Source organism: Stenotrophomonas sp. Steno-C17 (assembly GCF_056393165.1).
This window is the reverse complement of sequence record NZ_JBWJPD010000022.1, coordinates 20,596-39,609: the sequence shown is the minus strand read 5'-3', so window position 1 is coordinate 39,609 and position 19,014 is coordinate 20,596. Positions and strand designations below refer to the sequence as shown.

At 66.8% G+C, this 19,014-nt stretch carries 15 protein-coding genes and 1 pseudogene; 6 read left to right on the top strand and 10 right to left on the bottom strand.

Annotation, left to right across the window (positions count from 1 at the left end):
- Nucleotides 1-174: 174 nt before the first annotated feature.
- Nucleotides 175-1,101: an alpha/beta fold hydrolase gene (locus AC06FA_RS17325; RefSeq protein ID WP_478069367.1), complete on the bottom strand. Its 927-nt coding sequence runs from the start codon at nucleotides 1,099-1,101 to the stop codon at nucleotides 175-177.
- 223 nt (nucleotides 1,102-1,324) lie between these two features.
- Here AC06FA_RS17325 and AC06FA_RS17320 point away from each other — a divergent pair, with 223 nt between their 5' ends.
- The gene (locus AC06FA_RS17320) at nucleotides 1,325-2,230 is read left to right on the top strand and encodes an aspartyl/asparaginyl beta-hydroxylase domain-containing protein (protein WP_205515562.1); all 906 of its coding nucleotides are present in this window, start codon (nucleotides 1,325-1,327) and stop codon (nucleotides 2,228-2,230) included.
- Nucleotides 2,231-2,358: 128 nt separating this feature from the next.
- Here AC06FA_RS17320 and speE read toward each other — a convergent pair whose 3' ends face one another.
- Nucleotides 2,359-3,213 carry a polyamine aminopropyltransferase gene (speE, locus tag AC06FA_RS17315; RefSeq protein ID WP_478069366.1) on the bottom strand — a complete coding sequence of 285 codons (855 nt, stop codon included), beginning with the start codon at nucleotides 3,211-3,213 and terminating at the stop codon, nucleotides 2,359-2,361.
- Nucleotides 3,214-3,392: 179 nt separating this feature from the next.
- On the opposite strand from speE, the gene speA reads away from it, so the two are divergent.
- Nucleotides 3,393-5,282: an arginine decarboxylase gene (speA, locus tag AC06FA_RS17310; RefSeq protein ID WP_478069365.1), complete on the top strand. Its 1,890-nt coding sequence runs from the start codon at nucleotides 3,393-3,395 to the stop codon at nucleotides 5,280-5,282.
- Nucleotides 5,283-5,325: 43 nt separating this feature from the next.
- A complete protein-coding gene (locus AC06FA_RS17305) occupies nucleotides 5,326-5,646 on the top strand; it encodes a DUF6122 family protein (protein ID WP_478069364.1) in 321 nt (106 codons plus the stop codon).
- 374 nt (nucleotides 5,647-6,020) lie between these two features.
- On the opposite strand, the gene AC06FA_RS17300 is transcribed toward AC06FA_RS17305, so the two are convergent.
- Genes AC06FA_RS17300 through AC06FA_RS17290 form a run of 3 tightly spaced genes read right to left on the bottom strand, consistent with a single transcriptional unit; the run spans nucleotide 6,021 to nucleotide 8,292 of the window.
- Nucleotides 6,021-7,340, bottom strand: a complete 1,320-nt coding sequence (locus tag AC06FA_RS17300; RefSeq protein ID WP_478069363.1) for a sensor histidine kinase — start codon at nucleotides 7,338-7,340, stop codon at nucleotides 6,021-6,023.
- Nucleotides 7,337-7,996 (bottom strand): response regulator transcription factor, encoded by a 660-nt coding sequence (locus AC06FA_RS17295; protein ID WP_478069362.1) that lies wholly within the window; start codon nucleotides 7,994-7,996, stop codon nucleotides 7,337-7,339. Before AC06FA_RS17295 ends, AC06FA_RS17300 begins: the two co-directional genes overlap by 4 nt.
- Nucleotides 7,996-8,292, bottom strand: coding sequence for a PepSY domain-containing protein (locus AC06FA_RS17290; RefSeq protein ID WP_234412201.1), 297 nt, complete (start codon nucleotides 8,290-8,292; stop codon nucleotides 7,996-7,998). The genes AC06FA_RS17295 and AC06FA_RS17290 overlap by 1 nt, the downstream gene beginning before the upstream one ends.
- Nucleotides 8,293-8,436: 144 nt before the next feature.
- Between AC06FA_RS17290 and AC06FA_RS17285 the strand changes: the two genes are divergently transcribed.
- Nucleotides 8,437-8,871 (top strand): PepSY domain-containing protein, encoded by a 435-nt coding sequence (locus AC06FA_RS17285; protein WP_478069361.1) that lies wholly within the window; start codon nucleotides 8,437-8,439, stop codon nucleotides 8,869-8,871.
- Nucleotides 8,872-8,944: 73 nt separating this feature from the next.
- Here the strand turns inward: AC06FA_RS17285 and AC06FA_RS17280 are convergent, their stop codons facing one another.
- From AC06FA_RS17280 to AC06FA_RS17270, 3 genes are all read right to left on the bottom strand, one after another.
- The gene (locus AC06FA_RS17280) at nucleotides 8,945-9,433 is read right to left on the bottom strand and encodes a hypothetical protein (protein WP_478069360.1); all 489 of its coding nucleotides are present in this window, start codon (nucleotides 9,431-9,433) and stop codon (nucleotides 8,945-8,947) included.
- 204 nt (nucleotides 9,434-9,637) lie between these two features.
- Complete coding sequence (locus AC06FA_RS17275; protein ID WP_478069359.1) at nucleotides 9,638-10,846, bottom strand: NAD(P)/FAD-dependent oxidoreductase; 1,209 nt, start codon at nucleotides 10,844-10,846, stop codon at nucleotides 9,638-9,640.
- Between the two features lie 12 nt (nucleotides 10,847-10,858).
- A complete protein-coding gene (locus tag AC06FA_RS17270) occupies nucleotides 10,859-11,353 on the bottom strand; it encodes a lipocalin family protein (protein WP_478069358.1) in 495 nt (164 codons plus the stop codon).
- A 183-nt stretch (nucleotides 11,354-11,536) separates the two neighbouring features.
- Between AC06FA_RS17270 and AC06FA_RS17265 the strand changes: the two genes are divergently transcribed.
- A complete protein-coding gene (locus tag AC06FA_RS17265; protein WP_108751125.1) occupies nucleotides 11,537-11,785 on the top strand; it encodes a hypothetical protein in 249 nt (82 codons plus the stop codon).
- A 225-nt stretch (nucleotides 11,786-12,010) separates the two neighbouring features.
- Nucleotides 12,011-14,443: a DUF3772 domain-containing protein gene (locus AC06FA_RS17260; RefSeq protein WP_478069357.1), complete on the top strand. Its 2,433-nt coding sequence runs from the start codon at nucleotides 12,011-12,013 to the stop codon at nucleotides 14,441-14,443.
- Between the two features lie 516 nt (nucleotides 14,444-14,959).
- Here the strand turns inward: AC06FA_RS17260 and AC06FA_RS17255 are convergent.
- Both AC06FA_RS17255 and AC06FA_RS17250 read right to left on the bottom strand, forming a co-directional pair.
- On the bottom strand, nucleotides 14,960-17,065 hold the full coding sequence (locus AC06FA_RS17255; RefSeq protein WP_478069356.1) for a phosphoglycerol transferase I: 2,106 nt from the start codon (nucleotides 17,063-17,065) through the stop codon (nucleotides 14,960-14,962).
- Nucleotides 17,066-17,296: 231 nt separating this feature from the next.
- Nucleotides 17,297-18,943 (bottom strand): annotated as a pseudogene (locus AC06FA_RS17250) (ABC1 kinase family protein); the annotation flags it as partial.
- Nucleotides 18,944-19,014 lie beyond the last annotated feature (71 nt).

The window sequence follows — 19,014 nt, the reverse complement described above, 5'->3', positions numbered from 1 at the left end:
CTGAGCGTCAAGCGAACCGGTACGACTGGGGGGATTAGCTAAACTTTCGTTAAGTACAATTTTAGTACCGCCGAGTTCGCTATTCCACGGTTTGTCGTAGAAATGTCGGGGTCGTGGCTGGAACAGTTCGTCGCGCAGGCTCGGACAATTCCGTCTCACTTATCCAGTATGTCTTTACCTATCAATGCGTTGCAGGAACGGCAACAGGGCCTCGCGCAGCTGGTCCAGCCCCGGCTGTTCCACCGGGAAGTGGCCGCAGCCGTCCAGCAGCACGTGCTGCTTGGGCGCGGCCAGGCGCTGGTAGAAGCGGTCGCTGATGGCCACCGGGGTCCACTCATCGCATGCCGGGTGCAGCATCAGTACGGGGCAGCGCTGGAACTGTTCGGGCTCCAGGGCCGGGGCGGTGCCGAACAGCGAGGCCAGCAGGCCGACCGGCACCCGGTTGCCGCCGCCCAGCGGATCGGCGCAGACCAGGGCCGTCAGGGCGGGATCGCGCGACATGCGCTGCATGTGGGTGAACCAGCGCACCGGCACCCGCAGCCCACGGGTCAGTCGGCTGAGTGGCCGCAGCGTCGGCAGCAGGGCACGCATCCACGGCTGCCGCACCAGCGCGGCCTGCACGATCGGATCGCGCGGGTCTGCCAGTGTGGTGGCGGCGAGACCGCGCACCCACGGTGATTCGGCCGCCACCAGATACGCCAGGTAGCCGCCAATGCTGGCGCCCAGCAGCACGATCGGCCGCGCGCGCTGGGCGTGCTCGGTGTCGATCAGCGCCAGCAGGGCGCGCTTCCAGGCCGCGTAATCCACCTGCGCCCAGTGCGCGGGGCTCAGGCCGTAGCCGGGCAGATCAGGCGCCAGCACTTCGTGGCCGGCGTCGGCCAGGGCGGCGGCCAGCGGGGCGAACATACGGCCGTAGCCGCCGGCGCCATGCACCAGCACCACCGTCAGTGGCGCCTGGCGTGGGCCGTGGCGGTCCAGGCGCAGGGTGCCACCGGCCCAGCGGAAGGCTTCACTACGGGGATCGGCGGGCGGCTGGCCGGGAAAGAAATCCGCGTAGCGGGCGCTCAGGGCGGGGTAATCGGGGGGCGTACGGGCAGGCATGCGGGAAGTGTAGGCCAGCCGTTCAGCCACGTGATGCTGAACCGGGCGCACGGGCAGCTTGACCCCGGCCCGCGCGCTGCCGACCATAAGCTGTTGACCCGCGACATCGGCGGCCGCCCCCACCCGGCACGTCCCCGCCCCCTGCCGCGTCCCCCCTGGTGCTGGCCACGCGCCCGCATCGCCCCGTTTCCCTGTCCGGCCGCGGCTGGAGGAAAGTGTTTTGATCATCAAGATTGTCCTGGCAGCGCTGTTCGTGGCCTGCGTGCTGTACATCCATTTCCGCGGCAAGGTCCGCGCGCGCTGGTCGCGCCAGCTGCTGGACCATTCCAGTTTCATGGCCCCGATCAACGTGATCATGTACCTGTTCTCGAAGGTGCCGACCACGCCGTTCCTGGACCCGGGCAAGGAGCTGCCGCAGCTGGAACCGCTGCGCCAGAACTGGCAGGTGATCCGCGATGAGGCGCTGGCGCTGCGCGATGCGCAGAAGATCGCCGCCTCCAGCAGCTACAACGATGCCGGCTTCAATTCGTTCTTCCGCCGTGGCTGGAAGCGCTTCTATCTGAAGTGGTACGGCCCGTCGCACCCGTCGGCCAAGGCCATGTGCCCGAAGACCGTGGCGCTGATCGAATCGATTCCCGATGTGCGCGCGGCGATGTTCGCGCAGCTGCCGCCGGGCAGCGAACTGCGCCCGCACCGCGACCCGTTCGCCGGTTCGCTGCGCCTGCACCTGGGCCTGAGCACGCCCAACGACGATGGCTGCTACATCGTGGTGGACGGGGTGAAGAAGAGCTGGCGCGATGGCGAGTGGATGATGTTCGACGAGACCTACATCCACCATGCGCACAACGAGACCGAGCAGGACCGCGTGATTCTGTTCTGCGATATCGCCCGCCCGCTGCGCTTCGGCCTGCCGGGTCTGTTCAACCGCGCCGTGGCGGCCACCCTGCTGGCCGGCGGTGCATCGCCGAACCTGCCCGGTGACCCGACCGGCGGCGTGAACAAGGCCTTCGGTGGCCTGTACAAGGTGCGGCTGAAGGCCAAGGCCCTGCGCGAACGCAGCGTGGTTGCCTACCAGGTGATCAAGTGGGGTCTGGTGGTGGCGGTGATTGCCGGTATCTGGGCGATCTGACCGAACGCCTTTGTAGAGTCGAGCCATGCTCGACTGCTCTACGGCTGGGTGCAAGAGCAGTCGAGCATGGCTCGACTCTACAGAAACAAGAAACCCGCGCTGTTGCCAGCGCGGGTTTTTTGTTTGGATCAACCCTTCAGTGCTGCCTGCACGAAGGGCGGGGTCACCAGCACGCCGGTGTGCAGCGCGGCGGTGTAGTACAGGGTGTTGAAGGTCTTGGCGGCCGAATCGGCCTGGCGGAAGTCGAAGCCGCTCTCGCCCTTGCGGGCCATGGTCACGCTCCACCAGCCGGTGGGGTAGCACGGCTGCGGGAACGGCAGGGTCTTGAACGAGCCGAAGCCGGCCTTGCCCATTTCCGCGCGCATTTCGTTGATGAGGTCCAGCTGCATCAGCGGCGATTCGGACTGCTGCACCAGGATGCCGTCGTCCTTCAGGGCCTTGAAGCAGCTTTCGTAGAAGGCCTTGTTGAACAGACCTTCGCCCGGGCCCACCGGGTCGGTGGAATCGACGATCACCACGTCCACGCTGCCGGCCGGGCAGTTGGCCATGTAGGCCACGCCGTCGTCGAACAGCAGTTCGGCGCGGGCGTCATCGTTGGAATCGCACAGTTCCGGGAAGTGCTTGCGCGCCATCACGGTGACCTGCTCGTCGATATCGCACTGGGTCACGCTCTCCACGCCGCTGTGCTTGAGCACTTCGCGCAGGGTGCCGCAGTCGCCGCCACCGATGATGACCACGCGCTTGGGGGCGGCATGGGTGAACAGCACCGGGTGGCTGATCATCTCGTGGTAGAAGAAGTTGTCCTTGCTGGTCAGCATGATGGCCCCGTCGATGGTCATCAGGTTGCCCCAGTCGGTGGTCTGGAAGATTTCGATCTTCTGGAACGGCGACTGCACTTCGTCCAGCTTGCCGGTGATGCGGTAGCCGATGGCCGAGCCAGTGCGTTCGAAGTGTTCGATGTACCAGTTGCTGCTGTCAGTCATGGAGATACGGTCCTGTTCGGAGGGGATGGAGCCGGGCTGACGGCGGGGTGCCTCGCTTCCGGACGGATCGGCCCGTTCAGGTTCAGACCTGCCACGGGCGCGGGCGCGCATGATAACGAACCTGTGGGCATATAGGCGTTATCATGCCCCCCCTTTTATTGCCAACAAGGCCGACTGCAATGACCGATTGGTCCCTCGACCAAGCCCGCAAGACCTACTCGATCCCGCATTGGGCGGATGGTTACTTCGATGTGGATCAGGCCGGGCACATGGTGGTGAGACCGACCGGGGCGGACGGCCCGGTGGTATCGCTGCCCAAGGTGGTGGACGCCGCACGTGAAGGCGGCGCCAAGCTGCCGCTGCTGGTGCGCTTCCCGGACATCCTGGGCCAGCGCCTGGGCAAGCTGCAGGCGGCCTTCGCCCAGGCCCAGCAGGACTGGGACTACACCGGCGGCTACACCGCCGTGTACCCGATCAAGGTGAACCAGCACCGCGGCGTGGCCGGCACCCTGGCCAGCCACCACGGTGAAGGCTTCGGCCTGGAAGCGGGCAGCAAGCCCGAACTGATGGCCGTGCTGGCGCTGTCGCGCCCGGGGGGCCTGATCGTCTGCAACGGCTACAAGGACCGCGAGTACATCCGCCTGGCCCTGATCGGCCGCAAGCTGGGCCTGCAGACCTTCATCGTGATCGAGAAACCGTCCGAGCTGAAGCTGGTGCTGGAGGAATCCAAGGGGCTGGACGTGAAGCCGGGCCTGGGCGTGCGCATGCGCCTTGCCTCGCTGGGCGCCGGCAAGTGGCAGAACAGTGGTGGCGACAAGGCCAAGTTCGGGCTGTCCCCGCGCCAGCTGCTGGACCTGTGGAAGTCACTGCGCGATACCGAATACGCCGACTGCCTGAGCCTGCTGCATTTCCACATGGGCTCGCAGATTTCCAACGTGCGCGACATCGCCAACGGCATGCGCGAGGCCACCCGCTATTTCGTCGAGCTGTCGCAGCTGGGCGCGAAGATCACCCACGTGGACGTGGGTGGCGGCCTGGGCGTGGATTACGAAGGCACCCGTTCGCGCAGCTTCTGCTCGATCAACTACGGCCTGCATTCCTACGCCAGCAACATCGTGCAGCCGCTGGCCAATGCCTGCGAAGAACACGGCCTGACCCCGCCGCGCATCGTGACCGAGTGTGGCCGCGCGATGACCGCGCACCACGCGGTGCTGATCGCCAACGTGTCTGAAGTGGAGCAGGCGCAGGAAGGCCGCGTGCCCGACGCGCACGACGACGAGCCGGCCTCGATCCGCCACCTGCGCGAGATCCACGAAGAACTGGACGTGCGCCCGGCGGTGGAACTGTTCCAGGAAGCGCAGCATTTCCATGCCGAAGGCCTGGCCAGCTACGCGCTGGGCCAGATCGACCTGCCGCAGCGTGCACGCATCGACGATCTGTTCTACGCCATCGCCCACGGCGTGCGTGCGCGCCTGAGCTACGACGAAAAGAGCCACCGCCCGGCGCTGGACGAACTGAACGAACGCCTGGTGGACAAGTATTTCGTCAACTTCAGCGTGTTCGAATCGATTCCCGATGCCTGGGCGATCGACCAGGTGTTCCCGATCGTGCCGATCGAGCGCCTGAACGAAACGCCGGACCGTCGCGGCATCATCGCCGACATGACCTGCGATTCGGACGGCATGGTGAAGACCTATGTCGAGAACGAAAGCCTGGACACCTCGCTGCCGCTGCACGCGATCAAGCACGGCGAAAGCTACCGCATCGGTTTCTTCATGGTCGGTGCCTACCAGGAAATCCTGGGCGACATCCACAACCTGTTCGGCGATACCGACGCAGTGGAAGTGGTGGCCGATGCCGATGGCTACGCGATCACCCAGCAGCGCCGCGGTGATACCACCGACGTGATGCTGGACTACGTGGGCTACAAGCTGGATGACCTGCGCGCGGCCTACGCCCAGCGCGTGGCCGCGGCCGATCTGTCGCCGGAGCGTGCGCAGGAACTGTCCGAAGCGCTGGAAGCGGGCCTGACCGGTTACACCTACCTGTCCGACGAACCGCTGGTGTGATGTTCATGGGAACGCCGGGCATGGCCGGGCGCTACCTGCCCTGATGAGCGCCCGCGCGATCTTCCATCTGTTCCTGCATGCCGCCGTGCCAGCCCTGCTGGCATGGCTGTTCTGGCGCAAGCGTTTTGCGTCGGCGTGGCTGCTGATGCTGCTGGGCTGGATCATCGACCTGGACCATCTGCTGGCCGACCCGATCTACGCGCCGAACCGCTGCAGCATCGGTTTCCACCCGCTGCACACTGCACCGGCGATTGCGGTGTATGCCGGGCTGTGCGTGCGGAAGAAAACCCGGCTGCTGGGTATCGGGCTGGTGATCCACATCGTGCTGGACGCCATTGACTGCTGGTGGATGCACCACCGCTGACGGCCAACGCGGTTCCATGCGTTGGCGGGGCCGTTGCACTGCTTTGGTAGATGCCGACCTTGGTCGGCATGGTGTGTCGACCAAGGTCGACACCTACCGATCGTTGCAGGAGCCGTTGCGTTGCTTTGGTAGATGCCGACCTTGGTCGGCATGGTGTGTCGACCAAGGTCGACACCTACCGATCGTTGCAGGGGCCGTTGCGTTGCTTTGGTAGATGCCGACCTTGGTCGGCATGGTGTGTCGACCAAGGTCGACACCTACCGATCGTTGCAGGGGCCGATGCGTTGCTTTGGTAGATGCCGACCTTGGTCGGCATGGTGTGTCGACCAAGGTCGACACCTACCGGGCGTGGGCGGGGCGAGCGCAGCGGGGTGTCACCCCACCGGCAACCACAACGTAGCCCGCAGGCCCGGCTGTGCGTTCTGCAACGCCAGGCGGCCGCCATAACTGGCGGCAATATCGCCCACGATCGCCAGCCCCAGGCCGCTGCTGCCGGCGCGCTCATCCAGGCGCACGCCGCGCTCGGTCACCCGCGCCAGCGCCTCCGCGGCCAGGCCGGGGCCATCGTCGCGCACGTCGATGCGCAGCTGCGTGTCTTCGGCCGTCGCAGTAACGCGCACTTGCTGCGTGGCCCACTTGCCAGCGTTGTCCAGCAGGTTGCCCAGCATCTCTTCCAGATCTTCGCCCGCACCCGCAAACCGCAGCGCCGGTGCCATCGCCTCGGCAACGAAGACCACACCCCGTTCGCCGTGCACGCGTGTCATCAGGCCGCACAGGGCCTGCACCACGGGTGCGACCTCGGTGCGTTGGCGATGGTCGGCACTGATGCCCGCGGCCAGGTAGCGGTCCACGCTGGCCTGCATGCGCGCGCCTTGTTCGCGCAGGGTGCCGCGCCAATCGTGGCCGTCGCCGACCGCTTCGGCCGCCAGTACGCTCAGCGGTGTCTTCAGCGCGTGCGCCAGATCCTGTGCGCTGGTGCGTGCGCGCGCCACCATGCGCTGCTGATGGTCCAGCAGCGTGTTCAGTTCTTCGCCCAGCGGCGCGATTTCCGCACCCAGACCGGTGCTGTCGATCTGCTGCGCCTCACCGCGGCGCACGCGTTCCAACTGTGCGCCCAGACGCTGCAGCGGGCGCAGGCCGAAGTGCACCTGGCTGGCCAGCACCGCCAGCCACGCCGCCACCAGGATGGCCAGTGCGATGGCGGTGCGCTGGCGGAAGGTCGCCACGTCGGCATCCAGCGCACTGCGATCGGTGGCCACCACGGCCAGGTACGGGCCACTGGCGCGCGGCAGGCGCACCTGCTGCACGCGCGCGCGCAGCGACTGCTGCAACGGCCCGGGCAGGTCGCGCGTGGCCGGGCCTGTGGCGGAAACCGGCAGCGTCTCATCCCACAGCGAACGCGACTGCAGCAGCACCTTGCCGGCTTCATCGGCCACCTGCCAGTAGGCACCGGAAAACACCCGCTGGAAGCGCGCATCGTTGGGTTCCTGGCGCAGGTGCAGCTGGCCGTCGGCGCCGATTTCTGCCTGCGCCAGCAGGGTCAGCATGTCCTGCTGCAGTTCCTGGTCCAGCCGATCACGCGCGCTGCGCTGGTACAGCTCGCCCAGCAGCGCGCTGGCCAGCACCGAGACCAGCAGCAGCCCCACGCCACCGGCCAGCAGCAGGCGGCGCCGCAGCGAGGGTTGCCCGCTCATGGGGGGGCCAGCCGCCAGCCCTGGCCGCGCACGGTCTGGATCAGATCCACCCCCAGCTTGCGCCGCACCCGGCCCAGCAGCACGTCCAGCGCGTTGGAATCGGGGTCCAGCCCGCCGTCGAATACGTGTTCGCCCAGGCGGTCGCGGCCGATCACCTGGCCGCTGTGGTGGATGAAGCAGCTGAGCAGGCGGAATTCCTGCGGGCTGAGCGCCAGGGCGGCACCGTCCAGCTCGAAGCGCCCGGCATTGACGTCCAGCTGCAGTGGCCCGCATTGCAGGCGCGGGCTGGCGTGGCCATGGCTGCGGCGGATCAGAGCGCGCAGGCGCAGGACCAGTTCGTCGGCCTGGAAGGGTTTGGTCAGGTAGTCATCGGCACCGGCGTCGAACCCGGCCAGCTTGTCGTGCCAGCGCCCGCGTGCGGTCAGCACCAGCACCGGGAACGTGCGGCCGTTGCTGCGCCAGCGCTCGATCACGCTCAGACCGTCCAGGCCGGGCAGGCCCAGATCGACGATGGCGGCCTGGAGGTCCTCGATCTGCCCGATTTCTTCGGCCTGGCGGCCATCGGCCACCGCCTGCACCACGTAGCCCGCCTGTTCCAGCAGCGGCTGCAGGCGCTGCGCGAGCGCCTCGTCGTCCTCGGCCAGCAGGATGCGCATCAGTCGTCCAGCTCCGTCTTCAGCAGCTTGCCGGTGCGCGCATCATAGTCCAGCTCCACCACCACGCCGTCGGCACGCAGGATCTCGACCTCGTACACGCCGTCGTCCAGCTCCACTTCCAGCAGTTGCCCCGCATGGCGCTTCAGCGCATCGCGCACCACGCTTTCCAGCGGCACGTAGCGACCCTGCTGCACCGCGCGGCGCGCCACCTGCTGTTCCGGGTCCTGGCTGGGCCCGGCGGCAACGGGGGCGCTGGCCAGGGCCAGCAGCAGGGACAGGGCGGGGAAGACGTTCAAGGCCAAATGCGACATGTCGGGGAGGATGGCGCGAGTGTGCCAGCGCTGGCTAACCATCGACTAACAGGCGCGGCTAAGGGGCTGTTAGGCGGCGTGGGCAAGCTGGTGTTGCCGGGCTGGTCCGGCCCCAACAGGAGAACCCCCATGCTGAAGTCCCTCACCCTGGCCACCGTGGCCGCACTCGCCCTGGCCCCCGCCGTGCAGGCTGCCCCGCTGGGCATCGCCCAGGTCGAACAGACCCTGCGCAAGGCTGGCTACACCCAGATTCACGAGATCGAGCGTGATGACGGCCTGTGGGAAGCCGACGTGAGCCGTGCCGATGGCCGTTTCAGCGAAGTCTATGTGGATGCCAAGACCGGCGAAATCTTCGATGAGCACAACGGCCGTGCGCTGCTGGGCACCGAACAGGTGCTGGCCAAGGCACAGGCGCAGGGCCTGCGCGAGATCCATTCGCTGGAACGTGATGGCGCGACCTGGTCGCTGGAAGCGCGTAACGCCCGCAACCAGAAGGTGGAAGTGCGCCTGAGCGGTTACGACGGCCGCATCCTGCACAGCGAGCGCGACGGCTGGCTGGATTGACCGAACGTGGGTAGATGCCGACCTTGGTCGGCAGAGCGTGTCGACCAAGGTCGACACCTACCGGGTCATGCGCTTACCAGCCGTACGGCGGCGGGTAATCCCAGTAGCCCGGGCCCCCGCCGTAGTAACCGCCGCCATAGGGGCCGAAGTAACCCGGTCCCTTGCCCTCGCTCACATGGATGTTGACGTTGACCCCGTGGGTCTTGCCCTCATCGGTGGTGTAGTTCTTGCTCAGGTTCAGGGTGGCGGCGTTGTAGTGGCTGTTGCCGCCGTTCTTCGAATAGCCGATGCCGGTGGTGAAGCTGCCGGACACCTTCAGCTTGTCGTCCTGCACGTCGGCGATCCTGGCATCGTCGTGCACGCGCGGACCGCTCTTGTCACCGTAATAGGTGCCGGGCGGGTCCTGCGGCAGGGACGGGTCGTTCAGATAGCGCATCGGCGCCTGCGGCACCGACAGGTCCAGGCCGTTGGACTGCGGCGCCGTGGCGCCAGCGGCGGACTGGGCCAGAGCGGTCCCGGGCAGGCAGGCCAGGCAGAGCAGCAGGGGCAGGGGGCGGATCATCACGACGCTCCAACGCAAGGGGCCGCGCAACACGCGGCGGTACAGGCCGACGCTAGCAGGCGTTGCTTGAATGATGCCTGTAGCCGGCCCGTAGAGTCGAGCGACCGCCGCCCTTGTAGAGTCGAGCCATGCTCGACTGCGGCTCTTGTAGAGTCGAGCCATGCTCGACTGCCGTTGGCAGAAGCAGTCGAGCATGGCTCGACTCTACAGCCGTTCAAACCCGAACAGGCCCTGCAGCCGGTGCCGCCGCCGTTCCACGCCCGCGCGCAGCAATCCCGCCCCGATCATCGAGTAGGTAATGCCATTGCCGCCGTAGGCCATGGCGAAATGCACCCGTGGCCCCCACTGCGCGTGCGGGCCGAAGAACGGCAGGCCGTCGGCGGTTTCGGCGAACGTGCCCGCCCACGAGAACGCCGGGGTCGGCTGCAACTGCGGGAACCAGTGCAGCAGCTGCTTCATCAGCTGCTTGGCCTTGCCCTGCACGCGGCGGTCGCGGCGCGCAGGCACGTCGATGGCATCGTCCAGCCCGCCCACCAGCAGGCGTCCTTCGCCGGTCGCGCGCAGGTACAGATAGGGCCGCGCGCTCTCCCACACCATCGTCTGCTGCAGGGGGCCCAGCAGCTGCGCATCGATCGGGTCGGTAATGAAGGCGTAGCTGCTGCGGTTGCGCGCCACCCGTGGTTTCAGCCAGTGCTGGGTGGCGTAGCCCATGGCCAGCACCACATGGCGCGCCTTGATGACCGCGCCAGCGGCGGTGCGCGCGGTCACCCCGCGTGAGCCGGGCTGCAGGGCCTTCAGCACGGTGCGGTCATACACACCACAGCCGCGCCGCTGCAGGCGCTGCAGCAGCCCATAGGTCAGTGCGTAAGGATCGACCCGCGCCGCCTGCCGGGTCAGCAGGGCGCCCCCGGCGTCCACCCCGAAGTGCTCGCGCAGGCGCTGCGCGGTCTGCCAGCGGGCATCCAGACCCGCGCGGCGGCGCGCATCGCCCTCGGCCATCAAGCGCGGCACGTCGCGGTGGCGACTGGCCAGGTACAGGCTGTCCATGCGCTGGAAATCCACGTCGCGCAGGCCCCGGGCGGCGTCGCGAAGGGCAGGCAGCGCTTCGGCACAGGCCCGGTAGGCCAGCGTCGCCGCGTCTGCACCGTACTGCTCGGCCAGTTCCAGCAGATGGGTATCGATCTCGTACTGCAGCAGCGCGGTGCTGGCCGAGGTGCTGCCCCAGCCGATGTCGCGCTGTTCGATTACCGCTACATCATGGCCATGGCCGCACAGTTCATCGGCGATCAGCGCACCGGTCACGCCGCCGCCCACTACCAGCACGTCGCATTGCAGGTCCTGCTGCAGCGGGGGGAACGCATGCAGCAGACCGTTGCGCACGGCCCACCACGGATAGCCACTTTTCAGGTCCATGGAGGCCAGGGCTCAGGCAGTGGGGTGACCGGTATGCGGGGTGTGGATCAGTTCGGACAGATCGAAGCCCTGCTGCTGCGCGGTGGCCAGATAATGGTCGCGCACGGTGGCATCGAGCTGCGGCTGGCGGGACAGCAGCCACAGGTAGTTGCGGTCGGGGCTGCCGACCAGGGCGACGCTGTAGTCCGGGGCGACCTGGATGATCCAGTAGTCGCCCTTGGCGAACGGTAGCCAGCGCAGGCCCTTGGGCAGGAAGCTGACCTCCAGGCGCGCGCTGTCGTTGTCCACGGCGCAGGCCTCACCGTTGGCTTCTTCCACCTCGCCATCCATGCGGCAGCGGTTGGTCACCCCCACGTTGCCGTTGTCCAGCAGGCGGTAGTGCGCCGAGACATCGGTGCAGCCATCCGGCTCGTGGCGCATGGGCAGGCGGGCGATCTCGTACCAGGTGCCCAGGTAGCGGGGCAGCTTGAGGTCGGTGACGGTCTTCAGCTGGGCCAGGTCGGTCATGGTCGTGCGGGGTTGCGAGCGGTTCCCCACCTTGCCGACGCGGCTGCCACGGCCGGGTGAAGCCGGGGCGAGGGTGGTGTCCAGAACATTGCGTCGCCGTGGCGGTGCAGGTGGGGGCCGGCCACGGCGGTATGCTGCGGCCAGCGCCGGTTGTTTTCCGATTTCAAGGCCGTGGAGGTGCCGATGTACCAGGTGATTCTGTTGAAGAGTGAAACCGCGTTCGCGCGCGAGCAGTGGCCGCAGGTCGATGATCTGGTGGATTACCAGGGCGTGAGCTACAGCCTGCGTGCGGGCCCGCGGCAGCCGCTGCCTACCGACCACCCCTGGCACCCGATCGCGGTGTACGCGCCCGATGAGATCACCGAAGAAGAGTTCCAGGACTGGTATGCGGCGCAGCAGCCGCAGGTGGAAGAGCTGCGGTTGAAGTATTGAGTGCGCGGGCGGCGCCACGGCGTGAGAGGGTAGAGTCGAGCTTGCTCGACTGCTCTTCGCGCGGTGCCAACCATCCCGTTAGTCGAGCAAGCTCGACTCTACGAAGGGGCGGGCCATGAGGGTCGGTAGAGTCGAGCTTGCTCGACTGCTTTTCTCGACTCTACGCGGGCGTTACCCCCTGTGCCGTATAGTCGCGCGCAGGCGCGGTGGTCCGCGCGAACCGGTGTGGCTGGCTTGCTTTCTTTCTTCCGAACGATCCTGAAACGTGGCCCGTCGCTGGCGCTGCTGTTGTGTGGTGCGCTGCTGCTGTCTGCGCCGGTGCTGGCCCAGGACGACGATCCCACGCCGAAGCAGCAGCTGGCCAACATCGAAGCCAGCCTGAAGGATGTGGAGCGCAAGCGCGATGCCGCCGACGCCATTGAAACGCTGGCGATGCTGTCCGAAACCGCGTCGCAGGCGCGTCGCGATGCCGAGGCGCTGGACAAGAGCCTGCAGCCGCAGAAGGACCAGCTGGACGAGCAGCTGACCCAGCTTGGCCCGGTGCCCGACGGCACCACCGAGCTGCCCGAGCTGGCGGCACAGCGCCGCAACCTGACCCGCCAGCGCGATGCGCTTGCCGCGTCCATCGCCCAGGCCAAGGCCAGCGCCGTGCGGGCGGGGCAGTTGGCCGCCGATATCGACAAGCAGCGCACCGCGCAGCGCACCGAGGAACTGGGCCAGAAGGTGGATTCGCCGCTCGCGCCCTCGCTGTGGCGCAAGGTCGCCAAGCAGCTGCCGATCGATGTTGCGCGGGTGATGCCGTTGGCCGAACAGGGCCGCGATGCCCTGGCCGCTGCGCTGCGCAAGGAAGGCTGGAGCACGCCGCTGCTGGGCCTGCTGGCCGCGCTGGTGATGATGTTCCCGCTGCGCCTGTGGCTGCGCGCGCTGGGCCGGCGTTTCGCCGCCTCCGAACGCGCCCCGGATGGGCGCCTGCGCCGTTCCGGCCTGGCCATGTGGTTGCTGCTGGTGGGCACCCTGCTGCCGGGTTACGCGGTGGTGGTGTTCATTGCCTCGCTGAATGCCATCGGCGCCATCGCCCCGCGCCTGCAGACCGTGGCCGAAGGCGTGCAGCACGCCACTTTCGCTGCGGCCTTCATTGCCGCGCTCAGCGCCTGCCTGCTGGTGCCCACGCGCCCCTCGTGGCGTTTGTTGAACCTGGATGACACCGCGGCGCTGAAGCTGCGCAAGTACGCCTGGGGCGCTGCGGCGCTGGCCTGGCTGAGCACGGTGCTGGTGGCCATCGACCGTGCCACGCGCACCAGCGATGTAACCACCGTTGCGCTGGACGGTGTGATCGCCCTGACCTACCTGGGCCTGATCATGGCCATGCTGGTGACCCTGGCGCGCCTGCACCGCCGGCAGACCGCCGAAGCCGAAGCCAAGCTGGAAGCGCAGGCCGACGGGCAGACGGTGGCCACACCGGTGCGCCGCGGCAGCTGGCTGGTGCTGGCCCGTGTAGCCGGCAACGCGGCGGTGGTGGCCGCGATCATCGCGACCCTGCTGGGCTACGTGAACTTCGCCAAGTTCGTGAACCAGCAACTGATCGGCGGCACCATCGTGGTGATGGCCGCCATGTTGCTGTTCAAGTTCGTCGATGACTTCTGCACGTGGCTGCTGAACGCCGACAGCAAGGTGGGCCAGACCATCCTGCTCAGCACCGGCCTGAGCGTGTCGCGGCTGGAACAGGCCGGCGTGCTGCTGTCGGCGATGCTGCGCACCCTGGTCGTGCTGATCGCGCTGCTGGCACTGGCGGCGCCGTTCGGCAACATCGGTTCGATCGTCGAGCGCATCGCCTCGCTGGCCAACGGCATCGTGATCAACAAGGACCTGACGCTGCAGCCGGGCCGCATCATCACCGGTGTGCTGGTGCTGCTGGTGGGCATGGGGTTGACCCAGTTGATGCAGCGCTGGCTGACCGACACCTACCTGCCCAAGACCGAGCTGGACCTGGGCGCGCGCAATTCGATCAGCACGATTGCCGGCTACGTGGGCATCATCCTGGTGGGCCTGTGGGCGCTGACTGCCATGGGCCTGAACCTGAAGAACCTGGCGCTGCTGGTCAGCGCGCTGTCGGTGGGTATTGGTTTTGGCCTGCAGGCGATCATCCAGAACTTCGTTTCCGGTCTGATCCTGCTGGCCGAGCGGCCGGTGAAGATTGGTGACTGGGTGAAGCTGGGTGACCAGGAAGGTGACATCCGCCGCATCAACGTGCGTTCGACCGAGATCCAGGTGGGCGACAAATCCACGCTGATCGTGCCGAACTCGGAGCTGATCACCAAGACGATCCGCAACATGACGATGGGCAACAACCAGGGCCGGATCCAGATCCAGTTCGCGGTGCCCACCAGCACCGATGTGGCGGGCCTGCGGCAGGCGCTGCTGGACGCCTATGGTGCGCACCAATCGGTGCTGCAGCAGCCGGCGCCGTCGGTGTACATCGACAGCATTGCCGGTGGGCAGATCACGTTCAACAGCTTCGCCTACGTGGCCAGCCCGCGGCAGGTGTACGGCACGCGCAGCGATCTGTATTTCAGCCTGCTGCAGATCCTGGCCGAACGCGATATTCCGCTGTCCACCCCAACCGACATCCACCTGGTACGCGACACCCCGGCGGAGTAAGTGGGTTTTAGTTTGCAGGGCTTGCAGCCCTGCACCTGCTGTAGAGTCGAGCCATGCTCGACTGAAGCAACGTCAACAGCGGGCTATCCGTGGGCTGGCGGGGTGGGTCCGGTTGCGGGGGACGCTGCAAGTCCCCCTCCGGGGCCCGGCCCAGCCGCTGGCGGCTGGGCGTTCGGGCGCTTGCGAAGCAGTGCTTCGCAAGCAAAGCGCCCTCACCCATGTAGGCTTGGCCGCGGCATCCATGCCGCGGACACCCCCGCAACCGGACCCACCCCGCCTTCGACAGTTGGCCGCGATCTGTGGGGAATGCGCTTGGGGTCAAATCCGTTTTCCGTAGGAAAGCGGATCTGACCCCAGAAACATTTCGCTATCTGACAGATGTGTCGACCAAGGTCGACACCTACCCACAGCTGCGGGGCACCGCCCCACCATCCCACGTAATGCACGCTTCTGCCGTTGCCGTTGCCGTTGCCGTTGCATTGAGCAGGTGCAGGGCGCAGCCCTGCCGAAATCCCTTTACCCCCGCGGTCTGCCCCGCGAGGGCACCAGGGCGAAGGTATCCACGGCCAGCTTCTCGGCATGGTTCAACCACGCGCGGATTTCCAGATCGTCCACTTCATGGTCCAGACCGAAGGAGACGTTGATCTTGCCGTCGGCATCGGGCTGCACCCACTGCTGGGCCAGCACCACCTTGCGCTGCGACGACACCGCTTCGATCCAGAAACCGCGGTCCGGGCGCGTGCTCGCCACCAGCTGCAGCATGTACTGCCCGGCGCGGGTGCGGCGGCCCTTCTGGGTGATCATGTGTGCCTGGCGCACGCTCGGGCGCGGGCCCTGGAAAGCTTCCAGCGGCGCGTCCACGGCGATGCCGCCGCGCAGATCGTCGTCGCGGTACAGCTTGATGCCGTTGTCGCGGTTCACCAGCAGCGCGCACCAGTCGCCGTCGGCCGAACCGTCCTCGAATGCTGTGCAGCGGTCCACGTAGGCCAGCGTGTTATCCGGGTCGGCATCGTCGAACTGGCGCGAGGTGTTTTCCAGATATACGGACTTCAACGCCCAGTCCTTGTCGTACTCCAGCAGCACCGGCGGCTGCACCTGCTGCAGGCCCACCACTACCTGGTCATCGCCGTCGATCTTCAGTTCGCGGGTGGGCTCGCCCAGCCACAGCGAACGGGCGAAGGCCAGGTACTGCGGGTAATCGCGGCCGCCATCGCGGCGGGTGGCCACGCTGGCGCTCGGCGCACGCTCGGTGTCGATCAGCGAGCGGCCAAAGCCCATGGTCTTCAGGTTCGGGTCCAGCAGGCTGAGCAGGGTGGCGCCCGAATCCAGCGTGGTGCCGGCGTCGGTGGCCAGCTGGCGCGGGGCAATGCCATCGCCCAGGAACAGCAGCAGGTTCTCGCGCTTCTGCCGGGTCAGGATGTGGCTCAGGTCGTTGGGCATGGCCAGGTGATCGGAGGCGATCACGATCAGCGTGTCCTTGCCATACGGGCTGGCCTGGATGCGCTGCACCAGCTGCGAGATCAACCGGTCGCTGCACTTGAGCGCATTGAGCATGTTGATGTTGCCGTACTGGCTCTGGTAACGCTGGCCCTTGCAGGCCACCGGCAGGTGCCCGGCCGGGTGATGGGTATCCATGGTCAGCGTGGTCAGCATGAACGGCTCGCCCTTGCGCGAGAGCTGTTCGAAGCGCTGGTAGGCGGTATCCAGCAGCACGTCGTCATGCACGCCCCACGGCGAGTAATGCACACGGCCGATCTTCTTCTGCTGCTTGAACCAGTCCAGGTCGTGCACTTCGTCGAAACCGTGGCTGGCCAGGAACTGACCCTTGCCAGCGAAGCGGCCGTTGGCACCGCCCAGGTAGTGGTTGGTGTAGCCCTGCTGCTTCAGGTAGTCGCCCAGACACACAGCCTTGGGCAGGAAGCTGCCCATGCGGTCCATGCTGTTCTCATCGCCGGGCGAGGTGGTCAGCGGCACGCCGCACATCGACGACACCAGGCCGGCAATGGTCCAGCCGCTGCCTTCGGCCGAGGCCAGACCGCGCACATCCAGCGACTGGCTGGCCAGGCGATTGATGTTGGGCATCAGGCCCGGGAATACGTTCTCGTCCAGGTAGGTGCGTTCCAGGCTCTCGCCATAGATCCACACCACGTTGCGCGGGCGTTGCAGCGGTTGCGTGGGCACCTGGTATTCGGGGGCGATGCGTGCGAAGTCGACCGGGCGCAACTGCTGGTACAGGCGCTGCCCATCGCGCGCCAGCGGGCTGATGAAGATCGTTGCCATCCACACCACGGCAAAGCCTGCGAACCACGCTGCACCACGGCCGGGGCGGCGGAAACGCTTCACCCGGGTAGCCAGCAGCGGCAGCAGCGAGACCAGTGCCAGCACCACGAAGCCGGCGATGTAGCCCTTGAAGTCCGCGACGCCGGCACCTTCCATGTCAGCACCCAGGTGGTACAGGGTGGCGGCATTGAGGCCATCGCCGGACAGCTTGTCGATCAGCCACCAGGCACTGAGCGACAGCAGCAGCAGCGAGAACAAGGCAGCCTTCCACCACACCCACTTATCGGACGCGAGGAACAACCAGGCCAGCAGCAACAGCGACAGCAGCAGGATCCAGAGCATAGGCAGCTTCGGCAGTGACGGGGTGGTGGTGATGGACGTCGTACCGACGCGTGTCCATTCGACCGACGCTGCCGCAAGCACACACACATGACAGGTCGATGACCCGATCATGCCTGCGCGAACCTGACTGAAATGTTTGTTCGTTACATGATGTGAAATCGCGCCGAATTGGTAAAACCAGCGTGAAAACAGCTACGCGATTTCATTAAGACGGCGCACGCAGTGCCCGCTTCAGCGATGCCCGCGTTCTTCGCGTGCGCGTGCACGGCGATCGAACAGCAGTGCGCTGGTAACGATTCCCAGGCCCAGCACCACGCCGATCAGCATCAACAGCAGGGCAATGGCGGGGTAGCCGAACACGTGCCAGCCGGTCTCCAGTTTCATCATCAGCGACGCGGCCATGATGAGTGCCGCACTGATGATGCCGGCCGCCACGCGGTTGGCGATCTTCTGCAGGTTTTCCATCAACCGCGACTCTTCCAGCCCGGTCACCTTCATCTGCAGGCGGTTCTCAGCCAGCAGCGCCATGATGTCGGAAAGCTTGCGTGGCCCATCGCGCAGCAGCTGCTGCAGCTCCATCGCTTCGCTGGCCAGGTTGGCCGCCGACAACGATTTTTTCAGGCGCGCGCGCATCACGTGCTGCAGCTGGCGTTCGACGATGCGTCGTGTATCCAGATCCGGCGCCAGCAGGCGGCAGACCGTTTCCAGGTTCAGCAGTGCCTTGCCCAGCAGGCTCAGCTCCGGCGGCGTGCGCAGCCCGCACGAGGTGGCGATGCGCACCAGGTCCAGCACCACGCGGCCTTCGGAGAAATTGCCGTTGGCGGCGTAGCGCGCGATCAGCTGGCCGGTCTCGCGCAGGTAGCGTTCTTCGTCGAACGCCTCCAGCCGCGTGCTGATGCTGATCAGATCGTCGGCCACTTCCTCGCCGCGGCCATCGACGGCGGCGAACAGGATCTTCAGCAGGCGCTCGCGCAGCCGCGGTGGCATGTGCGCCACCATGCCCAGATCAAAGATCGCCAGGCGACCGTCCGGGGTCACGCGCAGGTTGCCCGGGTGCGGATCGGCATGGATTTCGCCATGCACGAAGATCTGGTCCAGGTAGCCGCGGATCAGCGCGGCCGCCAGCGGGTCCATTGCCTGTTCGGTGCGGCGCACATCGGGAATGGCATCCACGCGCACGCCGGTGGCCAGTTCCATGGTCAGCACGCGCTGGCTGCTGAAATCCCACAGTGGCTGCGGCACCCACAGGCGCCGGAACGGCTTCAGGTGACGGCCGAAGCGCGCCAGGTTCTCGGCCTCGGCGTGGTAATCCAGTTCCTGCATCAGGGTCTTGGCGAACTCGTTCAGCCAGTCGCGCAGGCGCACGCGGCGGCCCACCTGGGTCAGGTGATCGGCGGCCAGGGCGAAGCTGCGCAGCGCTTCCAGGTCCGAGCGTAGTTGCGCGGCCACTTCCGGCTTCTGCACCTTCACCGCCACCTGGCGGCCGTCGTGCAGCACGGCGCGATGGACCTGGGCGATGGAGGCGCAGCCCAGCGGTTCCGGGTCGAACGAGGCGAACAGCTTGTTCACCGGCGCGCCCAGCTCCTGCTCGACGATGGCGTGGATGCGCTGCACCGGAATGGCGGCGACCTTTTCCTGCATGCGCTCCAGCGCGGTGGCAAATTCCACCGGCACCATGTCGGGGCGGGTGGACAGCATCTGGCCCAGCTTGACGAAGGTGGGGCCCAGCGCTTCCAGGTCGCTGACGAACTGTTCGGGGTTGCCGTCGGGCGGCACGTCGGTATGGCTGCCCGCCGCATCCAGGTTCATGCCGGAAAACACCCCGGAATGGCGATAGCGCATCAGCAGGCGCAGGATCTGGCTGCGCCGGTTCATGCCCTTGACCAGCGGTGGATTGCCCGGGGCGGTGGACGGATTGCTCAAACGACACTCCTCGAAGACGACGGCAT